The 18,079-nt window shown below is 37.3% G+C and carries 17 protein-coding genes; 6 read left to right on the top strand and 11 right to left on the bottom strand.

Annotated elements, in window-relative coordinates; translation table 11 throughout:
* Positions 1–63 precede the first annotated feature (63 nt).
* The 3 genes from OPU68_RS01355 to OPU68_RS01345 form a co-directional block, all read right to left on the bottom strand.
* Positions 64–1,350 (bottom strand): citrate synthase, encoded by a 1,287-nt coding sequence (locus OPU68_RS01355; protein WP_498472162.1) that lies wholly within the window; start codon positions 1,348–1,350, stop codon positions 64–66.
* A gap of 217 nt (positions 1,351–1,567) precedes the next feature.
* Entirely contained in the window at positions 1,568–2,860 is a 1,293-nt protein-coding gene (gene eno / locus OPU68_RS01350; protein WP_498472161.1) for a phosphopyruvate hydratase, read from the bottom strand.
* 121 nt (positions 2,861–2,981) lie between these two features.
* The gene (locus OPU68_RS01345; protein WP_498472160.1) at positions 2,982–3,380 is read right to left on the bottom strand and encodes a septal ring lytic transglycosylase RlpA family protein; all 399 of its coding nucleotides are present in this window, start codon (positions 3,378–3,380) and stop codon (positions 2,982–2,984) included.
* Between the two features lie 133 nt (positions 3,381–3,513).
* Here OPU68_RS01345 and OPU68_RS01340 point away from each other — a divergent pair, with 133 nt between their 5' ends.
* The 4 genes from OPU68_RS01340 (at position 3,514) to OPU68_RS01325 (ending at position 6,290) form a co-directional block, all read left to right on the top strand.
* Positions 3,514–4,281: an enoyl-CoA hydratase/isomerase family protein gene (locus tag OPU68_RS01340; RefSeq protein ID WP_498472159.1), complete on the top strand. Its 768-nt coding sequence runs from the start codon at positions 3,514–3,516 to the stop codon at positions 4,279–4,281.
* Positions 4,282–4,290: 9 nt separating this feature from the next.
* Positions 4,291–4,722 carry a deoxycytidylate deaminase gene (locus OPU68_RS01335; RefSeq protein WP_498472158.1) on the top strand — a complete coding sequence of 144 codons (432 nt, stop codon included), beginning with the start codon at positions 4,291–4,293 and terminating at the stop codon, positions 4,720–4,722.
* 44 nt (positions 4,723–4,766) lie between these two features.
* A complete protein-coding gene (xerD, locus tag OPU68_RS01330; RefSeq protein ID WP_498472157.1) occupies positions 4,767–5,678 on the top strand; it encodes a site-specific tyrosine recombinase XerD in 912 nt (303 codons plus the stop codon).
* Positions 5,679–5,774: 96 nt separating this feature from the next.
* Complete coding sequence (locus tag OPU68_RS01325) at positions 5,775–6,290, top strand: NUDIX hydrolase (RefSeq protein ID WP_498472156.1); 516 nt, start codon at positions 5,775–5,777, stop codon at positions 6,288–6,290.
* Between the two features lie 78 nt (positions 6,291–6,368).
* Here the strand turns inward: OPU68_RS01325 and OPU68_RS01320 are convergent, their stop codons facing one another.
* Both OPU68_RS01320 and miaA read right to left on the bottom strand, forming a co-directional pair.
* Entirely contained in the window at positions 6,369–6,926 is a 558-nt protein-coding gene (locus OPU68_RS01320) for a thioredoxin family protein (RefSeq protein WP_498472155.1), read from the bottom strand.
* Positions 6,927–7,034: 108 nt separating this feature from the next.
* A complete protein-coding gene (gene miaA, locus OPU68_RS01315) occupies positions 7,035–7,937 on the bottom strand; it encodes a tRNA (adenosine(37)-N6)-dimethylallyltransferase MiaA (RefSeq protein ID WP_498472154.1) in 903 nt (300 codons plus the stop codon).
* Positions 7,938–8,152: 215 nt separating this feature from the next.
* Here miaA and OPU68_RS01310 point away from each other — a divergent pair, with 215 nt between their 5' ends.
* Positions 8,153–9,307: a methionine aminotransferase gene (locus OPU68_RS01310; RefSeq protein WP_498472153.1), complete on the top strand. Its 1,155-nt coding sequence runs from the start codon at positions 8,153–8,155 to the stop codon at positions 9,305–9,307.
* A 15-nt stretch (positions 9,308–9,322) separates the two neighbouring features.
* The gene (locus OPU68_RS01305) at positions 9,323–9,889 is read left to right on the top strand and encodes a DUF2911 domain-containing protein (protein WP_498472152.1); all 567 of its coding nucleotides are present in this window, start codon (positions 9,323–9,325) and stop codon (positions 9,887–9,889) included.
* A gap of 58 nt (positions 9,890–9,947) precedes the next feature.
* Here OPU68_RS01305 and OPU68_RS01300 read toward each other — a convergent pair whose 3' ends face one another.
* From OPU68_RS01300 to OPU68_RS01275, 6 genes are all read right to left on the bottom strand, one after another.
* Positions 9,948–10,571: an HAD family hydrolase gene (locus OPU68_RS01300; protein ID WP_498472151.1), complete on the bottom strand. Its 624-nt coding sequence runs from the start codon at positions 10,569–10,571 to the stop codon at positions 9,948–9,950.
* On the bottom strand, positions 10,568–11,794 hold the full coding sequence (gene hutI, locus OPU68_RS01295; protein ID WP_498472150.1) for an imidazolonepropionase: 1,227 nt from the start codon (positions 11,792–11,794) through the stop codon (positions 10,568–10,570). The genes OPU68_RS01300 and hutI overlap by 4 nt, the downstream gene beginning before the upstream one ends.
* A gap of 56 nt (positions 11,795–11,850) precedes the next feature.
* Positions 11,851–12,807 (bottom strand): methylenetetrahydrofolate reductase [NAD(P)H], encoded by a 957-nt coding sequence (metF, locus tag OPU68_RS01290; RefSeq protein ID WP_498472149.1) that lies wholly within the window; start codon positions 12,805–12,807, stop codon positions 11,851–11,853.
* Between the two features lie 27 nt (positions 12,808–12,834).
* Complete coding sequence (metH, locus tag OPU68_RS01285; protein WP_498472148.1) at positions 12,835–15,498, bottom strand: methionine synthase; 2,664 nt, start codon at positions 15,496–15,498, stop codon at positions 12,835–12,837.
* Positions 15,499–15,550: 52 nt separating this feature from the next.
* The gene (locus OPU68_RS01280; protein WP_498472147.1) at positions 15,551–16,573 is read right to left on the bottom strand and encodes a homocysteine S-methyltransferase family protein; all 1,023 of its coding nucleotides are present in this window, start codon (positions 16,571–16,573) and stop codon (positions 15,551–15,553) included.
* A gap of 309 nt (positions 16,574–16,882) precedes the next feature.
* The gene (locus OPU68_RS01275) at positions 16,883–18,049 is read right to left on the bottom strand and encodes an O-succinylhomoserine sulfhydrylase (protein WP_498472146.1); all 1,167 of its coding nucleotides are present in this window, start codon (positions 18,047–18,049) and stop codon (positions 16,883–16,885) included.
* Positions 18,050–18,079: the final 30 nt, after the last annotated feature.

The raw sequence follows: 18,079 nt of genomic DNA, 5'->3' as shown, positions 1-18,079 counted from the left end.
TGGCCAAAAAATAATCCCCAAAAACAATGTTTCGGGGATTATTAATTTTATTTAAGAAAGATATTATCTGCTTTTGATATCCAAGTAATCTCTTTGCTGAGCACCTTGGTAGATCTGTCTTGGTCTTCCAATCGGATCACCTTTCAGTCTCATTTCTCTCCACTGAGAGATCCATCCTGGCAATCTTCCTAGTGCAAACATTACAGTAAACATTTCTGTCGGGATTCCCAAAGCTCTGTAAATGATTCCTGAATAGAAATCTACGTTTGGATACAATTTTCTTTCGATGAAGTATTCATCTTCCAAAGCTACTTTTTCCAATTGCATAGCAATGTCTAGCGCTTTATCCTGAATTCCTAACGAGTTTAAGATATCATCTGCCGCTTTTTTGATGATCTTCGCTCTTGGGTCAAAGTTTTTGTAAACTCTGTGTCCGAAGCCCATCAAACGGAAACTGTCTTCTTTACTTTTCGCTTTTTCCACCCATTTTGTAACATCACCGCCATCTTTTTCGATCATTTCCAACATCTCGATCACTGCCTGGTTTGCACCTCCATGAAGTGGTCCCCAAAGTGCTGAAACACCGGAAGAAATAGAAGCAAAAAGACCTGTATGAGCGGAACCAACCATCCTTACTGTAGACGTAGAGCAGTTTTGCTCGTGATCTGCATGAAGAATCAGTAACTTATCCAAAGCTGCAACCACAACCGGATCCATTTGGAACTCTTGATTAGGAAGTTTGAACGCCATTTTGTAGAAATTCTCTACATAGTTCAGGCTGTTGTCTCCGTGGTTGATTGGTAAACCTTGGGTTTTTCTGTAAGTCCAGGCACAAAGGTGAGAGAATTTTGCAATCATTAATTCTGAGGCAAAATCCAATTCTTCTTTTGATTTCACATCTACCGCTCTTGGATTGAAAGCTGTAAGCGCAGAAGTCAGAGAAGATAAAACGCCCATTGGATGCGCAGAACGTGGGAAAACATCGATTAGTTTTTTAAGCTCATCTGCTACAAAATTATATTTTTTAATATTATTTTCGAAGCTTGTGAATTGCTCTGCTTTTGGTAATTCTCCGTGAAGCAAAAGATACATTACCTCTGTGAAATTGGATTTCTCAGCAATCTGCTCTATAGGATAACCTCTGTATAATAATTCCCCTTTATCACCGTCTAGGTAAGTAATTTCACTAATTGTAGCACCTGTGTTTTTGTAACCAAGATCCAAAGTAATCAATCCTGTTTGATCTCTCAGTTTGGAAATATCAATTCCTCTGTCACCGATAGTACTATCTACGATTGGATATTCGAAACTTTGTCCGTCGTAATTTAATATAACTTTGTTATCTGACATTATAAAAATATTTATGTGTTAAATATAGGAATTTAGGTTTAAATGGTCAACTGACAAAAGTCATATCTTGTAATTGATTCTATTAATATTAATAATTGAACTAATTAAATGATTTGTTACAGAAAATACATAAAACCAATCCATTGATTTACAATTAAATAAAACAAAAAGACATTTGAATTTCTTCAAATGTCTTTTAATATTTATTTTAGGTCGATTACTTTTTGAACTTAAAAGCGTCCATCCCAGGGAAAATTGCAGTTTCTCCAAGAGCTTCTTCAATTCTTAATAATTGATTATATTTCGCCATTCTGTCAGATCTGGAAGCAGAACCGGTTTTGATCTGTCCACAGTTCTGCGCTACAGCAAGATCTGCAATTGTAGAATCTTCTGTTTCACCGGATCTGTGAGACATTACGGTTGTATATTTGTTATGCTGAGCCATTTGTACAGCTGCCATAGTTTCGGAAAGAGAACCAATCTGGTTTACTTTTACCAGGATTGAGTTAGCAATTCCTTCATTGATACCTTTAGAAAGTCTTTCAACATTGGTTACGAACAAATCATCTCCAACCAACTGTACTTTATCACCGATTTTCTCAGTCAGTTCTTTCCAGCCTGCCCAATCGTTTTCCTGCATTCCGTCCTCGATAGAGATAATTGGATATTTTCCAGCCAATTCTGCAAGGTAAGAAACCTGCTCGCTGCTTGTGAATTGAGCTGCATCCGGAGTCTGGAATTTTCTGTAATCATAGATTCCGTCTTTGTAGAATTCTGAAGCTGCACAATCCAAAGCGATCATAATATCGTCTCCCGGTTTGTATCCAGCTTTTTCGATAGCTTGCAATAGAGTATCCAAAGCATCTTCAGTTCCTTTGAAAGTTGGTGCAAAACCACCTTCGTCTCCTACAGCTGTAGACAATCCTCTTCCGTGAAGAATAGATTTCAGGCTGTGGAAAATCTCAGTTCCTTTTCTAAGAGCGTGAGAGAAAGAATCAGCTTTTACAGGCATTACCATAAATTCCTGGAAAGCAATCGGCGCATCTGAATGAGAACCACCGTTGATCACGTTCATCATTGGAACAGGAAGCGTGTTGGCGTTCACACCACCTACATATTTATAAAGAGGCATTCTAAGTTCGTTAGCAGCCGCTTTCGCAACAGCTAAAGAAACACCAAGGATCGCGTTTGCACCTAGTTTTCCTTTATTGTGAGTTCCATCAAGATCGATCATTACCGCGTCGATAAGATTTTGTTCGAAAACCGGAAGCCCGATCAATTCCGGAGCAATGATTTCCTTCACGTTCTCAACAGCCTTCAAAACACCTTTTCCAAGGAATTCCGGCGCGCCGTCTCTTAGTTCAACTGCTTCGTGCTCGCCTGTAGATGCACCAGAAGGTACCGCTGCACGCCCCATTGCTCCACTTTCCGTGAAAACATCTACTTCAATTGTTGGATTCCCTCTGGAATCTAATATTTGTCTTGCTTCGATAAATGAAATGTAACTCATTGTCTTGATGTTATTTTTTAAGATTTTTATTGTTTACTTTTTTAAAGCATTGCAAATTTAAACATTTTAAATATATTATGTGTCGAATCAGTTTATAGTTTCATATACATGATATTAAGGATTATCTCAAAATCCGGTATTTCACTTTTACAATTCCTTCATTCAGGTTGGCGATTTTTTTGAAAGCACCCTGGCTGATGTCAAATTCTCTCGATGGTTTCAACGGTCCGCGGTCATTTACAGTAATGATGACGGATTTATCATTTTCAACATTGATGATTTCTACCCGTGTCCCAAACGAAAGCGATTTGTGTGCGCCGGTCATTTTGGAATGTCTGTACGTTTCGCCACTCGCCGTTTTATTCCCATTAAATTTATTGGCATAATATGAAACAGTCGTCGATTTATACCCTGAATTGTACTTAGAAGAACTTCTGCCACCACAGGAAAACAGAAAAAGCACAAGTAGGGATATGTATATTTTAAATAGATATTGAGGTATTTTGAATAAAGTTTTCATTATAATAATTTACAAAGGTTAATAAAAGACCATTAAAAATGTTAATTATTCATTAATATTTTGTTTATATTGCATAAATTTCTAAATTAGTTCTTTAATAAGTTTAGAGATTAATATATAATCTCCTATTTAAATGAATTACGAAAGTATAAAAATAACGATAGACAGAAAAATCGCAGTTGTAACAATCAACCGACCAGAAAGCTTAAACGCCTTGAACACTCAGGTTTTTAATGATCTGGAAAGTGTGTTTGATTTTCTGGAAAACGAAAAAACAGTTAACTGTATTATAGTAACCGGAAGCGGAGAAAAATCATTTGTTGCTGGTGCAGATATTAAGGAATTTTCAGATTTTAGTCAGGAAAAAGCAACTGACCTATCAAAAAGGGGACATTTTGTTTTCAATAAAATCGAAAATCTAAGCAAACCTGTCATTGCAGCGGTCAATGGTTTTGCCTTAGGCGGTGGATTGGAATTAGCAATGTCCTGCCATTTAAGATACGCTTCTGAAAATGCTAAACTTGGCCTGCCGGAAGTAACTTTGGGATTAATTCCCGGCTACGGCGGAACACAGAGATTGCCAAAATTAGTGGGTAAAGGAATTGCAAACGAGATGATTTTCTCTGCAAAAATGATTTCTGCAGAAAAGGCAAAATCTATTGGTTTGGTAAATGAAGTTTTTTCTCTTGAAGAATTACTTACAAAAACACAGGAGTTGGCCGAGCAGATTGTCAAAAACTCGCCGCAGGGCATTGCAAAAGCTATAAAAGCGGTCAATGCAAGTGACAAAGAAAATGGAATGGAGAGCGAGATTAATTCTTTCGGAGAATTATTTGCTCAGGGAGATTTTAAAGAAGGTGTTTCGGCTTTTCTTGAAAAAAGGAAACCGACCTTCGGTTAAATTAGAAGAATGAATTATAATAAATTCGATATTGCTTATCTTAAGATGGCGTCTGAATGGGCAAATCTATCTTACTGTAAGCGGAAAAAAGTAGGAGCACTTATCGTGAAAGACAGAATGATAATCTCCGACGGATACAACGGTACGCCTTCCGGTTTCGAAAACAACTGTGAAGACGAAGAAGGGAAAACAAGTTGGTTTGTGCTGCACGCAGAAGCTAATGCGATTTTGAAAATAGCAAGCAGTACACAATCCTGCAAAGATGCAACGCTGTACATTACAATGTCGCCTTGCAAAGATTGCAGCAAACTGATACTACAGGCAGGCATCAAAAAAGTAGTGTACATGACGGTTTACTCCGACGATAGCGGATTGGAGTTTTTAAGAAACGCAGGAATTGAAACATTAAATATAACTGAACAAGAATTATATAGTATATGATAGAATAATACATTTTTATAAACAATTTTAAAAAAAACACAAATATGAACTGGTCCGAAAAAATTACAGACTTCTCAAATTTTCTCAAATTTGAGAAAAGTTTCTCTGACAACACACTTGACGCTTATGTCAGAGACATCAAAAAACTGGAAAGCTTTGCTACAAATGATTTGGGAGAAATTTCCCCACAAATCATCAGTTATGAAAACCTTCAGGAATTCATCTATCAATTATCTAAAAAGAAAATCAGCGAACGTTCGCAGGCTAGAGGAATATCTTCTATCAAAGCGTTTTTCAAGTTTCTTTTGGAAGAAGAATATAGAGAGGATAATCCTGCTTCTTTATTGGAAGGTCCAAAACTTGGCCTTTACTTGCCTGACACTTTGAGTATTGATGACATCGACAGAATCATCAGCAATATTGACAAACACACAGATATTGGCAAAAGAAACCAATGTATCTTGGAAGTTCTATATGGTTGCGGATTGCGTGTTTCGGAATTAGTAGATTTGAAAATTTCCAATATCAATTTTAAAGAAAACTTTATCATCGTAGAAGGAAAAGGTGAAAAAACAAGGCTTGTACCTCTGGCAAAATCTACAGCAGAATGTATTTTAAATTACATTAAAACTGTGAGAGGTGTCAACAAAATAAATAAAAAATACGAAGACATTCTTTTCCTGAACACAAGAGGAACCAATATGTCCAGAGTAATTGTCTTTATCATTATTAAAGAATTGACGCAGAAAGCCGGAATCAACAAAAGTATTTCGCCGCACACATTCCGTCATTCTTTTGCGACTCATTTATTGCAAAATGGTGCAGATTTGAGATTCATCCAGGAAATGTTAGGTCACAGCAGCATCACGACGACTCAGGTTTACACGCATTTGAAAACGGAGGAGTTGAGAGATGTTATCATCCAATTCCATCCGAGAAATAGAAAAGTGGTTTAATATTTAATCACAAAAATACTTTTAAGGCCACATAGAAATTAATTTTTATGTGGCTTTTTCTTTTAAAAAAGGTTTTTATTTCAGTAATTTTATCCAATGGAAAATTTGAAATTCTGCCCAAAATGTGGACACGAAACGTTGGAATGGAATAATGTAACAAAATTTAGTTGCAGCAACTGTGATTTAGTCTTGTATCACAATACAGCCGCAGCTGTCGCTGTCATCATCAAACACGAAAATGAATTATTTTTCACAGTCAGAAATCAAGAGCCGGGAAAAGGAAAATTAGATTTACCGGGCGGTTTTTGTGACCCAAAAGAAAGTTCCGAAGAAACCTGCGCCAGAGAACTTTATGAAGAATTAGAATTGAAAATTAATGTTCAAAAACTGAAATATCTGGGAAGTCGACCGAACATTTATCCATATAAAAACATCAGTTACAACACGATGGATTTATTTTATGAATATGAAGTTGATGAAAAATTTGAAATCAAAATAGAAGAATCTGAAATTTCTGAAGGCATTTGGATTCCGATTTCAGAAATTGATATTGACAAAATTGCCTTCGAATCCCAAAAGAATTTCATTCAAAATAATGTCGACAAACTTTAATTAAAAAACCCAGAAACTAATTTCTGGGTTTTCTATATTTTCAAAGCCAATAGCTAAAAGCAAAATGCCAAAAGCTGCTTATTTCCACTTGATGTTACAGCCTAAACTTGGTCTTTGGAAATCTTCTTGGTCTTGTCCGGCCAAATGATTTTCGAAAGCAATGACCAAATCTTCTCCAGTAATTTCTTTTTGATTTCCCGGTCGTGAGTCGTCCATTTGTCCACGATAGATTAATTTTAAATTCTCATCAAAGAAATAAAAATCTGGTGTACAAGCCGCGTCAAAAGCTTTTGCAACTTCCTGACTTTCGTCGTAGAGATAAGGGAATTTCAATGCTTTTTCTTCTGCAAACTCCACCATCATCTCTGGAGAATCAGCTGGATATCTGTCAACATCGTTGGAATTAATTCCGATAAATTCAATTCCCTGAGATTTGTAATCTTCATACAATTCCTCTAAAACATCGATGATGTGAAGCACAAACGGACAATGATTGCACATAAAAACCACCAAAGTTCCCTTCTTTCCTTTCAGAGATTCCAGACTTTGGATTTCGTTATTTTTCACAGGATTCGGAAGGCCGAAATATGGCGCTTTCGTTCCCAGAGCCAACATATTTGATTGTGTATTTGACATATTTATTCTTAATTAAATGATTAAAAAATTAATTATTAAAAAATTAGCGAGTAAAAAATTAAGATTGAATTTATTTTAAATAAAGTAATTTTTTAATCTTTGAATCCTTTAATTTTTTAATATTTCCAGCAAAGATAATGCTTCTTCCACAGAATCATCATAATTGACCCAATTCACATTTTCCAGTTTCCTGTTCCAGGTCATTTGGCGTTTTGCATATCGGCGGGAATTTTTCTTGATTTCAGAAACTGCGAAATCCAAATCCCATTCTCCGTCAAAATATTTGAATAATTCCGAATAGCCAACCGTTTGTAACGCCACTTTATCTCTGTCAGAAATTAATCCTTTGGCTTCATCAAGCAAACCATTTTCCATCATAATATCTACACGTCGGTTGATTCTTTCATAGATGATTTCTCTTGGCGCCTGAATACCGATTCTAAACGATTCAAAATCACGTTTTGGTTTTGGTAAACTAAGATTTTCGGTGTAAGTTTTTCCTGTCTGCCAAATGATATCGATTGCTCGCAATAATCGCCTTGAATTATCTTTATCAACAACCGAATAATATTCCGGATCAAGTTCTGAAAGTAATTTTTGCAAAGGTTCAATGCCTCCGTTTTCAAAAATAGAAATGAGTTTTTTTTGATTGGCTTCGTCAGCTTCCGGCAAATCGTTCAATCCTTCGACTACAGCTTTTTCGTACATTCCGCTTCCTCCAACCATTATTGCAACATCTTTTTCAGAAAAGATCTCATCCAATTTTTCCAATGCTTCGTGTTCATATAAACCAATCGAATAATAATCGTTGATACTAAGATTCCCAACAAAGTGATGTTTTGCCTCAGCCAATTCTGATTCGGTCGGCATTGCTGTTCCGATTTTCATCTCTTTATAAAACTGACGGGAATCGCAGGAAATAATTTCCGTGCCGAGATGATTTGCCAAATCAATAGCCAATCTGGTTTTCCCGATTCCTGTAGTTCCGACGATGGAGATAAGACGTTTCAAAAAATTATTTTTGCAAATTTACGAAATGTGAAATTTCTTCCTATGTTTAAATCATCGAAAATTAAATCTTTAAATCTAAAATTTAATTCGCAGATTAAACTGATTTGCAGGTTTATTTTTCTCAAAATCTGCTTAATTTGCTAAATCAGTGCGATAATATTTTAGTAGATTTTCTTTTAGATTTAAAATAATTATTACTTAATTTTACCATCATTATGGCTTTAAGATTATTTGCATCCAAACTTCCGGACGTGAAAACCACAATTTTTACAGAAATGTCTTTGTTGGCGCAACAGGAAAATGCCGTCAATCTTTCTCAAGGTTTTCCGGATTATCAAGCTGATGAAAATCTTCTCAAATATTTGGGCGATTTTGCGAAAGAAGGTTACAATCAGTATGCACCGTTATCTGGAATTAAGGAACTTAGAGAACAGATTTCGAGGAAATTCGGTTCTCAATATGAAATTGATTACCATCCGGATTCTGAAATTAATATCACTGCTGGCGCAACGCAAGGAATTTTCAATGTCATTTCTGCTTTTGTTGAAAAAGATGATGAAGTGATTATCTTCGAACCGGCTTACGATTGCTACGAACCTGCGATTATTCTGAATGGCGGAATCGTGAAAAATGTCAAAATGCTTTATCCGGATTACAAAATCAATTGGAATGAAGTGAAAAATCTGGTTTCCGAAAAGACCAAAATGATTATCATCAACAATCCCAATAATCCTTCCGGAAAAATATTGAAACAAAATGATATTGAGGAATTAATCAAGATTGTAAAAGATACCAACATCATTATTCTCAGCGATGAAGTTTATGAAAATATCACATTTGACGGAAAATCTCATTTGACATTAGCCAAATATTCAGAGTTGAAAGAACGAACTTTTGTCGTTGGCTCATTTGGAAAACTGCTTCACATCACGGGTTGGAAAATTGGTTATATACTTGCGCCTGAACAACTGATGAATGAGTTCCGAAAAGTCCATCAATACAATGTTTTTTGCGTGAATACGCCTGCGCAATTTGCGATTGCAAAATATCTTCAAAACATTCAAAATTTTTCTGAAACCTCAACATTCTTTGAAGAGAAAAGAAATTATCTGAGAAATGCTTTGAATGAAACACCATTTGAATTGTTAGATTGTGAAGGAACTTATTTTTTGTCCGCTAATTTTGGTTCGATTTCCGATATGCAAGACAAGGAATTTTGCTATTGGCTCACGAAAGAATACAAAGTTGCAACTATTCCATTTTCAGCATTTTATAAGGATAAAACCGACGAAAATGTGATTCGATTTTGTTTCGCCAAAAAACAGGAAACTTTAGACAAGGCCATTGAACAATTAATAAAAATAAAATAGAAATAATAAAAACTTATGAAAAATTTAATTTTAGCGGCTTTTCTATTAATAGGTGTTAGCGCTTATTCTCAAGCCAAATTGGACCCAACAAAACTGAATTATTTGTCAGCAGATGCAAGTCCGATGGATGCAACCTATTATCCACTTCAGGCGCTTTCTTCAAAGTCAGAAACTCCGAAAGTGAAAGTCGTTTATTCAAGACCTCAGAAAAAAAACAGAGTTGTTTTCGGAAATCTTGTGAAATACGGAGAAATCTGGAGAATGGGTGCAAATGAAAATACTGAAATCAAATTTTATACGCCTGTAAAAATTGCCGGAAAAGATATTCCTGCCGGAACTTACAGTTTATTCGCAGTTCCGAATGAAAAAGAATGGACGATTGTTTTGAATTCTGATATCGATAAATGGGGTGCGTATGCTTATGACAAAAGCAAAGATGTGGTGAGATTCAACGTGCCGGCCGAGAAAACGGATAAGGTTGTTGAGAATTTTTCCATCACTTTTGTACAGACAAAATCTGGTACAGATCTATATGCTGGTTGGGATAATACACAAGTTAAGTTCCCGATTGAGTTCAAATAATCTTCAAGATTTATAAAAAAATGGAAGCCTTATCAAAATTTGATAAGGCTTTTTACGATTAAAGTTTTAATAGATCTTTGAACGTTTCAATTTGATATTCAGAGTTTTCTATTTTTCCGAAACCATAAGCGGCATAAATAAAATCGACACCGGCCTTGTCCGAAGATTCTTTGTCCCAAACTGTATCACCAACATAAACTGGATTTTGAAGATCATTTCTATTGACAATCAATCTGATATTTTGGTCTTTTGGCAAACCACCATTTCCAAAACATTCAAAATCCTCGAAATATGAATTGAGATCGTAATAATCCAGAAAACTCTCAATATAGCCGGAAAGACAATTGCTGACGATGAAAAGACGATGCGTCTTACTTAGCTTTTCTAATGTTTCTATGACTTGCGGGAACAATCTTCCGCCAGATTCATTGAGATATTTTTTCTCTCTCGTACTGTAAATATCTTCAAAATCCTGAAGTTTTTCTTTCGGAATAAAATTGAAATGTTGAGCAAAAATATCGTCCATCTTCATTCCTGAGAAATTTCTGATTTCCAAAGAACTTAGATCGATGTCAAAACCAATTTCTATGATGCTATCATTAAAAGCTCTGACAACCGTTTCCGAAGCATCCCAAAGCGTCCCATCCAAGTCAAAAATAATGCTGTCTCTTTCTTTTATCATAAAATTGATTTTCCGTTGATGTAAACTCTGGATGGAGCCATACTCCCCTGATTGTACAGAATATTTTGAAAATTATCTGTTTCGTAAGTGATGAAATCTGCTTTTTTTCCTTTTGCCAAAATCCCTCTATCTTCTAAACCCAAAGCGTAAGCTGCGCGAAAAGTAATTGCTGCTAAAACCTCAGCAGTCGATAATTTTTGGTAAGTTGCTAAGATTGAGGCTTGCGTTACGAGATTTCCCATCGGTGCCGAGCCGGGATTCCAGTCAGTTGCGATGGCGAGGATTCCGCCTTTGTCAAGGATTTTTCTGGCTGGCGAAAATGGTTCGCCTAATCCTAAACTTGCGCCTGGCAAGGCAATTGCCACAGTATTTGAATTAGCCAGAAATTCGATATCTTCATCAATAGTTGCTTCCAGATGGTCGGCAGATTTTGCTCCGACTTCTACTGCGATTCTGGAACTTCCAGCTGTAAACTGGTCGGCGTGAACGGTGATTTGGAATCCCATTTCTCTAGCTTTTATTAAAAAATCTTTGCTCTCTGCCGGTTGAAAAGCTGATTTTTCTATAAAGATATCGACTCTGTTTGCGAGATTTTCCTCTTTAACTTTGGATAAGATTTCGCCAATGATATAATTGAGATATTCCTGAGAAGTTCCCTCGAAATCTTTTGGTTTCAGATGTGCTGAGAGACAAGTCGGAATCAATGTTGCTTCGGTTTTAGCCTGAGCTTTTTTAATTGCTCTGAGCATTTTCAGTTCCTCGTCAACATTCAGTCCGTATCCACTTTTTATCTCAATGGTTGTAATGCCTTGATTTAACAAAATATTGGTGCGTTCCAAGATTCCATCAATCAAATCTTCCTCAGAAGCTTTTCTGGTGTGTTGCACAGAACTCCAGATTCCACCGCCAGATTCTGCAATCTCGAGATAGGTTTTTCCGGCATTTCGCATTGCAAAATCATTAGCCCTATTTCCTCCGAAGCAAATATGTGTGTGCGCGTCTACAAAGGAAGGAATCGCAATCTGTTCATTTTCAATCAAATCAATTTCAGAATCAGGGAATTTTTGCTTTAACAAATCGAAATCTACTACTTCGAGAATAATTCCATTTTCCATCAAAATTCCTCCGTTTGAAATGATTTCTAAGTTTTCATCATTCAACTTTCCTTTTAATGAAAGATGATTAAGTGTGACTATTTGTTTGAAAGGACCGGATAATTTCATATTAAATATTGAATTGTAAAATTAAAAAAAGAGATGCAAATCGCATCTCTTTTGTTTTAAAAAACTTCTCTTCCAATTTTCAGAATATTATCACTTTTCCCCATCGAATAAAAGTGGAGAACAGGAATGCCAAAATCCAGCAACTCTTTGCATTGATTAATCGCCCATTCTATACCGACTTCACGTACATCGCTGTTGGTTTTGCATTTCAAAACTTCTGAGATTAAATTCTCAGGCAAATCGATTTTGAAAACTTGAGGCAACATTTGCAGATGGCCTTTAGTTGCAATTGGTTTGATGCCTGGAATAATTGGAACATCTATTCCGATTTCTCTGGCTTGTTTTACGAAGTCAAAAAATTTTTGATTGTCGAAGAACATTTGAGTGACGATGTAATCTGCGCCAGCTTCCACTTTTTTCTTCAACATTTGAAGGTCGTAATTCATAGAAGGTGCTTCAATATGTTTCTCTGGATAACCAGCAACGCCAATACAGAAACTACTATTATCATCAGAGACAATTTCTTCGTGAAGGTATTTTCCGGTTCCCAAATCGTGAATCTGTTTTACCAAATCCGAAGCATATTTGTGTCCGCCTTTTGACTGCTCAAAATATTTTTCGCCTTTCATTGCATCGCCTCTTAAAGCGACAATGTTATTGATCCCCAAATACATACAATCTACCAAAAGATATTCGGTTTCTTCTTTTGTAAAGCCTCCGCACAAAACGTGTGGCACTGTATCTACATTATATTTATTTTGAATTGCCGAACAAATTCCCAAAGTTCCAGGACGCATTCTTGTGATTTTTCGCTCCATCAAACCATTTCCTCTTTCAAGAAAAATATATTCTTCGCGGGAAGTTGTTACATCAATAAAAGGCGGTTTGAACTCCATCAATGGGTCAATATTTTTATACAAATCTGCGATTCCGACGCCTTTTTGTGGCGGAACGATTTCAAAAGAGAAAAGCGTTTTTCCGTTGGCGTTTTTTATATGGTCAGTAATTTTCATTTAATAGTTTTAAAATAATTTATAGAATTAATCAGCCAAATTCGGGCTCAGCCATTTTCTCGCATATTCCAAATCGACATCTTTTCTTTCCGCATAATCCTTCAATTGGTCTTCATCAATTTTTCCGACTCCGAAATATTTAGATTTCTCATTTCCAAAATAATATCCTGAAACCGCTGCGGTTGGCCACATTGCAAGACTTTCTGTCAAAGTCACGCCAATTTTTTCATCCACTTTCAGCAAATCCCAAATCGTCAACTTATCCAAATGGTCAGGACAAGCCGGATAGCCTGGAGCGGGACGGATTCCCAAATATTTTTCTTTAATCAAATCATCATTGGTCAAAGTTTCATTTTCTGAATAACCCCAATATTCGGTTCTGACTTTTTTGTGAAGATATTCTGCAAAAGCCTCTGCAAAACGGTCGGCCAAAGCTTTTACCATTATAGCATTGTAATCGTCCATTTTATCTTCGTATTCTTTAGCCAATTCATCCGCACCAAAACCTGTACAAACGCAGAAAACGCCGATATAATCCTGCTTCCCAGAATTTTCAGGAGCAATAAAATCTGACAAAGCAAAATATTCTTTACCCTCGGATTTTTTATGTTGTTGTCTCAAAGTTCTGAAAGTCGAAATCACATTTTGATTATCATCATAAACCAAAATATCATCACGCTCAGTCGCATTCGCAGGGAAAATTCCGAAAATACCTTTTGCTTTAAAACTCTTTTCTTGAAGGATTTTCTTAAGCATTGCTTTGGCTTCATTAAACAAAATCGTCGCTTGCTCGCCAACCACATTGTCCGTCAAAATATCTGGAAATTTCCCAAACAATTGCCAGCTTCTGAAAAATGGCGACCAGTCGATAAATTCAACCAATTCAACCAAATCTTGGTCTTCGATAATTGTGATTCCTAATTTATTTGGCTTGTGAATCTCTTCATTCTCCCAATCGATTTTGAACTTCTGTTTTCTCGCTTCCTCGATTGTCACGTATTCTTTATCAACTTGTCGGTTCAGGAATTTCTCACGGAAATCGTCGTAATCTTTTTTCAATTCCAAAGAATAAACGCTGGATTTATCTTTATTTAAAAGTGAACTTACGACACCAACTGCTCTGGAAGCATCGTTCACGTGAACAACTGTATTCGCATATTTCGGAGCGATTTTTACCGCAGTGTGCGCTTTGGAAGTTGTGGCACCACCAATCAATAATGGGAAACTAAGATTTCTTCTTTCTAATTCCGAAGCCAAATGAACCATCTCGTCCAGACTTGGTGTAATCAATCCGCTCAAGCCGATGATATCCACTTTTTCATCAATCGCCGTTTGGATAATTTTATCTGCCGGAACCATCACGCCGAGGTCAACGATGTCGTAATTGTTGCAACCCAAAACCACACTCACAATATTTTTTCCGATATCGTGAACGTCACCTTTTACGGTTGCCATCAAAATTTTACCATTGGCAGGTCTAGTTCCGTCTTTTTCAGCTTCGATGAATGGTTGAAGGTAAGCAACGGCTTTTTTCATAACTCTTGCGGATTTCACCACCTGAGGCAAGAACATCTTTCCGCTTCCAAAAAGGTCGCCGACAACGCCCATTCCAGTCATCAGATTAACTTCGATGACGTGAAGCGGTTTTTCCGATTGCAATCTGGCTTCTTCAGTATCTTCTTCGATAAAACGGTCAAGTCCTTTGACTAATGAATGTGTGATTCTATCTTGCAAAGGCATTTCTCGCCAAGCCAAATCTTCGGCTTTTTCTTTTTTTGTGGATTTTACTCTTTCGGAATAATCCAACAATCTTTCAGTTGCATCGTCTTTTCTGTCGAGCATTACGTCCTCGACCAATTCCAGAAGTTCTTTCGGGATTTCGTCATAAACTTCGAGCATTGTTGGGTTTACGATTCCCATATTCATTCCCGCTTTTATGGCGTGGTAAAGGAAAACAGAGTGCATTGCTTCACGAACAGAGTCATTTCCTCGGAAAGAAAATGAAACATTGGAAACGCCTCCACTTACCGACGCATAAGGAAGATTGGTGCGAACCCAACGCGTCGCCTCGATAAAATCGATAGCATTTCTGCGGTGTTCTTCCATCCCAGTTGCAACAGGGAAAATATTCAAATCGAAAATAATATCTTCTGCCGGAAAATCCAGTTGATTGACCAAAATATCATAAGAACGTTTGGTAATCTCCAGTCTTCTCTCAAAATTATCAGCTTGCCCAACCTCATCAAAAGCCATTACAATCACCGCAGCGCCGTAACGTTTGATTGCTTTTGCGTATTTGATAAACTCTTCCTCTCCTTCTTTTAAACTGATGGAATTGACCACCGCTTTTCCCTGAACAACCTGTAATCCCGCTTCCAAGATTTCCCATTTCGAGGAATCAATCATAATTGGGATTCTGGAAATGTCCGGTTCTGAAGCAATTAAGTTCAGGAATTTTATCATCGATGCTTTTCCGTCAATCAATCCGTCATCGAAATTGACATCTAGGATTTGTGCGCCACCATCTACCTGATGACGGGCGATATCGAGTGCTTCGGAAAATTTTTCTTCCTTAATTAATCGAAGAAATTTTTTTGAACCGGCCACATTGGTTCTTTCCCCAACATTGATGAAGTTGGATTCCGGCGTTATAATTAGAGGTTCTAGACCTGATAATTTTAAGTATTTCATATTTTTTAATGCATCAAATGAAAATACATCAATCTAACAATTTCAATAACTGTTAAATTGATGTATCATTCAGTTGACCAATTTTTCTAGGTTCGTAGTTATTTGCCAAATCAGCAATCTCTTTGATATGTTCCGGCGTCGTTCCGCAACAACCGCCGATAATATTGATTAGTCCTTTTTCTAAATATTCCTGCACCTGCTCAGCCATTTGACTCGCAGTTTCGTCGTATTGACCGAAAGCGTTCGGTAAGCCGGCGTTTGGATAAGCCGAGATTCCGAATTCTGACTGAGAAGAAATCGCTTCCAAATAAGGCGTGAGTTGTTTTGCACCCAAAGCACAGTTGAATCCTACACTCAATAAGTTAAGATGAGAAACAGAAATCAGGAAAGCTTCGGCGGTTTGTCCGCTCAAAGTTCTTCCGGAAGCGTCGGTAATCGTTCCGGAAACCATAATCGGGATTTTGATATTTCTTTCTTCCTGAATTTGGTCGATGGCGAAAAGTGCTGCTTTTGCATTCAATGTGTCGAAGATGGTTTCTACCAAAAGAATGTCTGAACCACCGTCCAGCAAAGCTTCTGCCTGTTGTTTGTACGCAATCCTCAGTTCGTCAAAAGTGATGGCTCTGTAACCTGGGTCATTCACGTCCGGACTTAAACTCGCTGTTCTGTTTGTTGGTCCAATGGAACCTGCAACAAATCTAGGTTTGTCAGGGTTTTGAACTGTAAATTCGTCGCAGACTTTGCGGGCGATTTTGGCTGATTCGTAATTCAGTTCGTAAACCAAATCTTCCATATGATAATCCGCCATCGCAATCGTGGTTCCGGAGAATGTGTTGGTTTCGATGATGTCTGCGCCAGCCAAAAGGTATTTTTTGTGAATTTCTTCAATCGCTTCGGGTTGCGTCAAAGAGAGCAAATCGTTGTTTCCTTTGAGTGAGGATTCCCAGTCTTTGAAACGCTCGCCGCGATAATCTTCTTCCGAGAAATTGTAGCGTTGAATCATTGTTCCCATTGCGCCGTCGAGAATCAAAATTCTTTCGGAAATGGCTTTATATAATTGTTCTGAATTTTTCATTATTTCCATAGGTTTTTACCAACGGTTATTTATATTGAACCCTGTCGGATTCTGATTTCTTTGTTCTTTTACCATAGGTTTTACCTACGGCTACTAATATTGAATCCTTCGGATTCGTTGTGTTTTTATTTTTTTCTTCGATTGAAAGAGTAAACCTCAACATAGCCCCGATGGGAACGGCATCCTTTTTTTGCTTTGACTTAATTTTCTTTTTGATGACCAATCGGCGTAGCAAAAAAAGATATAGTGGACAGCGGGTGGGAATCTTGCTTCGAAGCTGAAAACTTGTTGCTCCAAATATTTTTTCCGCTAGTCCAAAGCTTGTTTCAAATCGTTGATAATATCATCTATATTTTCTAATCCTACCGAGCACCGCACCAATCCGGCGGTGATTCCAACCTCGTTTCGCTCGTCATCGGAAAGCTTGGAATGCGTTGTGGAAGCAGGATGTGTGACAATCGTTCTTGTATCGCCTAAGTTTGCGGAAAGAGAACACATCTTGATCCGGTTGAGGAAATTTCGTCCGCCCTCTATGCCGTTTTTGACTTCAAAAGCGACGATGTTTCCACCTAATTTCATTTGTTTTTTGGCGATTTCGTAGCTTGGATGAGATTTCAGGAATGGATATTTTACCAATTCGACATTCGGGTGATTTTCCAGAAACTCAGCCACTTTGAGCGCATTTTCGCAATGTTTCTCGACACGAATCGCCAACGTTTCCAAGCTTTTGCTCAAAACCCAAGCATTGAACGGCGACATTGCAGGACCTGTGTTTCTTGCGAAAAGGTAAATCTCGCGAATCAAATCTGCCTTTCCAACGGCAACGCCACCGAGCACACGACCTTGACCGTCAATGAGTTTCGTTGCGGAGTGAACGACAATATCTGCGCCGTATTTAATTGGCTGTTGCAAGTAAGGCGTTGCGAAACAGTTATCTACGACAAAAATTAAGTTATGCTTTTTTGCAATTTGTCCAAAAAATTCTAAATCTAATATTTCGATTGCTGGATTTGTCGGCGTTTCCAAGTACAGGATTTTTGTATTTGGTTGGATGTAATTTTCAATATTCTCGGCGTCTTCTGCTTTGAAATAAGTGGTTTCGATGTTCCATTTTGGGAAATATTTCGTGAACAAGGTATGTGTGGAACCGAAAACCGACTGACAGCTCACGATGTGGTCGCCCGCGTTGAGCAAGGTCGCAAATGTGGAATAAATCGAAGCCATTCCCGTCGCAAAAGCATAACCAGATTCTGCGCCTTCCATTTTCACGATTTTATCTACGAATTCTGTGACATTTGGGTTGCTGAAACGGCTGTAAAGATTCTTGTCTTTTTCTTCCGCAAAGCTCGTGCGCATATCTTCCGCATCTTCGAAAACGAAGCTTGACGTGAGGTATAAAGGCGTGGAATGCTCGTCAAACTGAGTTCTTTCGGTTTGGGTTCTGATGGCTAATGTTTCAAAATTTTGATTTTCCATTTTTTATTTTTTCTAAGGGTTGGAATTGTT

This window comes from Chryseobacterium sp. TB1-D10 (genome assembly GCF_059803555.1).
The sequence above is the reverse complement of the archived record's forward strand: the minus strand, read 5'-3'. Positions and strand labels throughout refer to the sequence as shown.

Coding starts and splice junctions, on each gene's coding strand:
- OPU68_RS01275 (WP_498472146.1), bottom strand. CDS start 18,049: ATGGAAAATCAAAATTTTGAAACATTAGCCATCAGAACCCAAACCGAA.
- eno (WP_498472161.1), bottom strand. CDS start 2,860: ATGAGTTACATTTCATTTATCGAAGCAAGACAAATATTAGATTCCAGA.
- OPU68_RS01345 (WP_498472160.1), bottom strand. CDS start 3,380: ATGAAAACTTTATTCAAAATACCTCAATATCTATTTAAAATATACATA.
- OPU68_RS01305 (WP_498472152.1), top strand. CDS start 9,323: ATGAAAAATTTAATTTTAGCGGCTTTTCTATTAATAGGTGTTAGCGCT.
- OPU68_RS01340 (WP_498472159.1), top strand. CDS start 3,514: ATGAATTACGAAAGTATAAAAATAACGATAGACAGAAAAATCGCAGTT.
- metF (WP_498472149.1), bottom strand. CDS start 12,807: ATGAAAATTACTGACCATATAAAAAACGCCAACGGAAAAACGCTTTTC.
- OPU68_RS01335 (WP_498472158.1), top strand. CDS start 4,291: ATGAATTATAATAAATTCGATATTGCTTATCTTAAGATGGCGTCTGAA.
- xerD (WP_498472157.1), top strand. CDS start 4,767: ATGAACTGGTCCGAAAAAATTACAGACTTCTCAAATTTTCTCAAATTT.
- OPU68_RS01310 (WP_498472153.1), top strand. CDS start 8,153: ATGGCTTTAAGATTATTTGCATCCAAACTTCCGGACGTGAAAACCACA.
- OPU68_RS01355 (WP_498472162.1), bottom strand. CDS start 1,350: ATGTCAGATAACAAAGTTATATTAAATTACGACGGACAAAGTTTCGAA.
- hutI (WP_498472150.1), bottom strand. CDS start 11,794: ATGAAATTATCCGGTCCTTTCAAACAAATAGTCACACTTAATCATCTT.
- OPU68_RS01300 (WP_498472151.1), bottom strand. CDS start 10,571: ATGATAAAAGAAAGAGACAGCATTATTTTTGACTTGGATGGGACGCTT.
- OPU68_RS01325 (WP_498472156.1), top strand. CDS start 5,775: ATGGAAAATTTGAAATTCTGCCCAAAATGTGGACACGAAACGTTGGAA.
- OPU68_RS01320 (WP_498472155.1), bottom strand. CDS start 6,926: ATGTCAAATACACAATCAAATATGTTGGCTCTGGGAACGAAAGCGCCA.
- OPU68_RS01280 (WP_498472147.1), bottom strand. CDS start 16,573: ATGAAAAATTCAGAACAATTATATAAAGCCATTTCCGAAAGAATTTTG.
- metH (WP_498472148.1), bottom strand. CDS start 15,498: ATGAAATACTTAAAATTATCAGGTCTAGAACCTCTAATTATAACGCCG.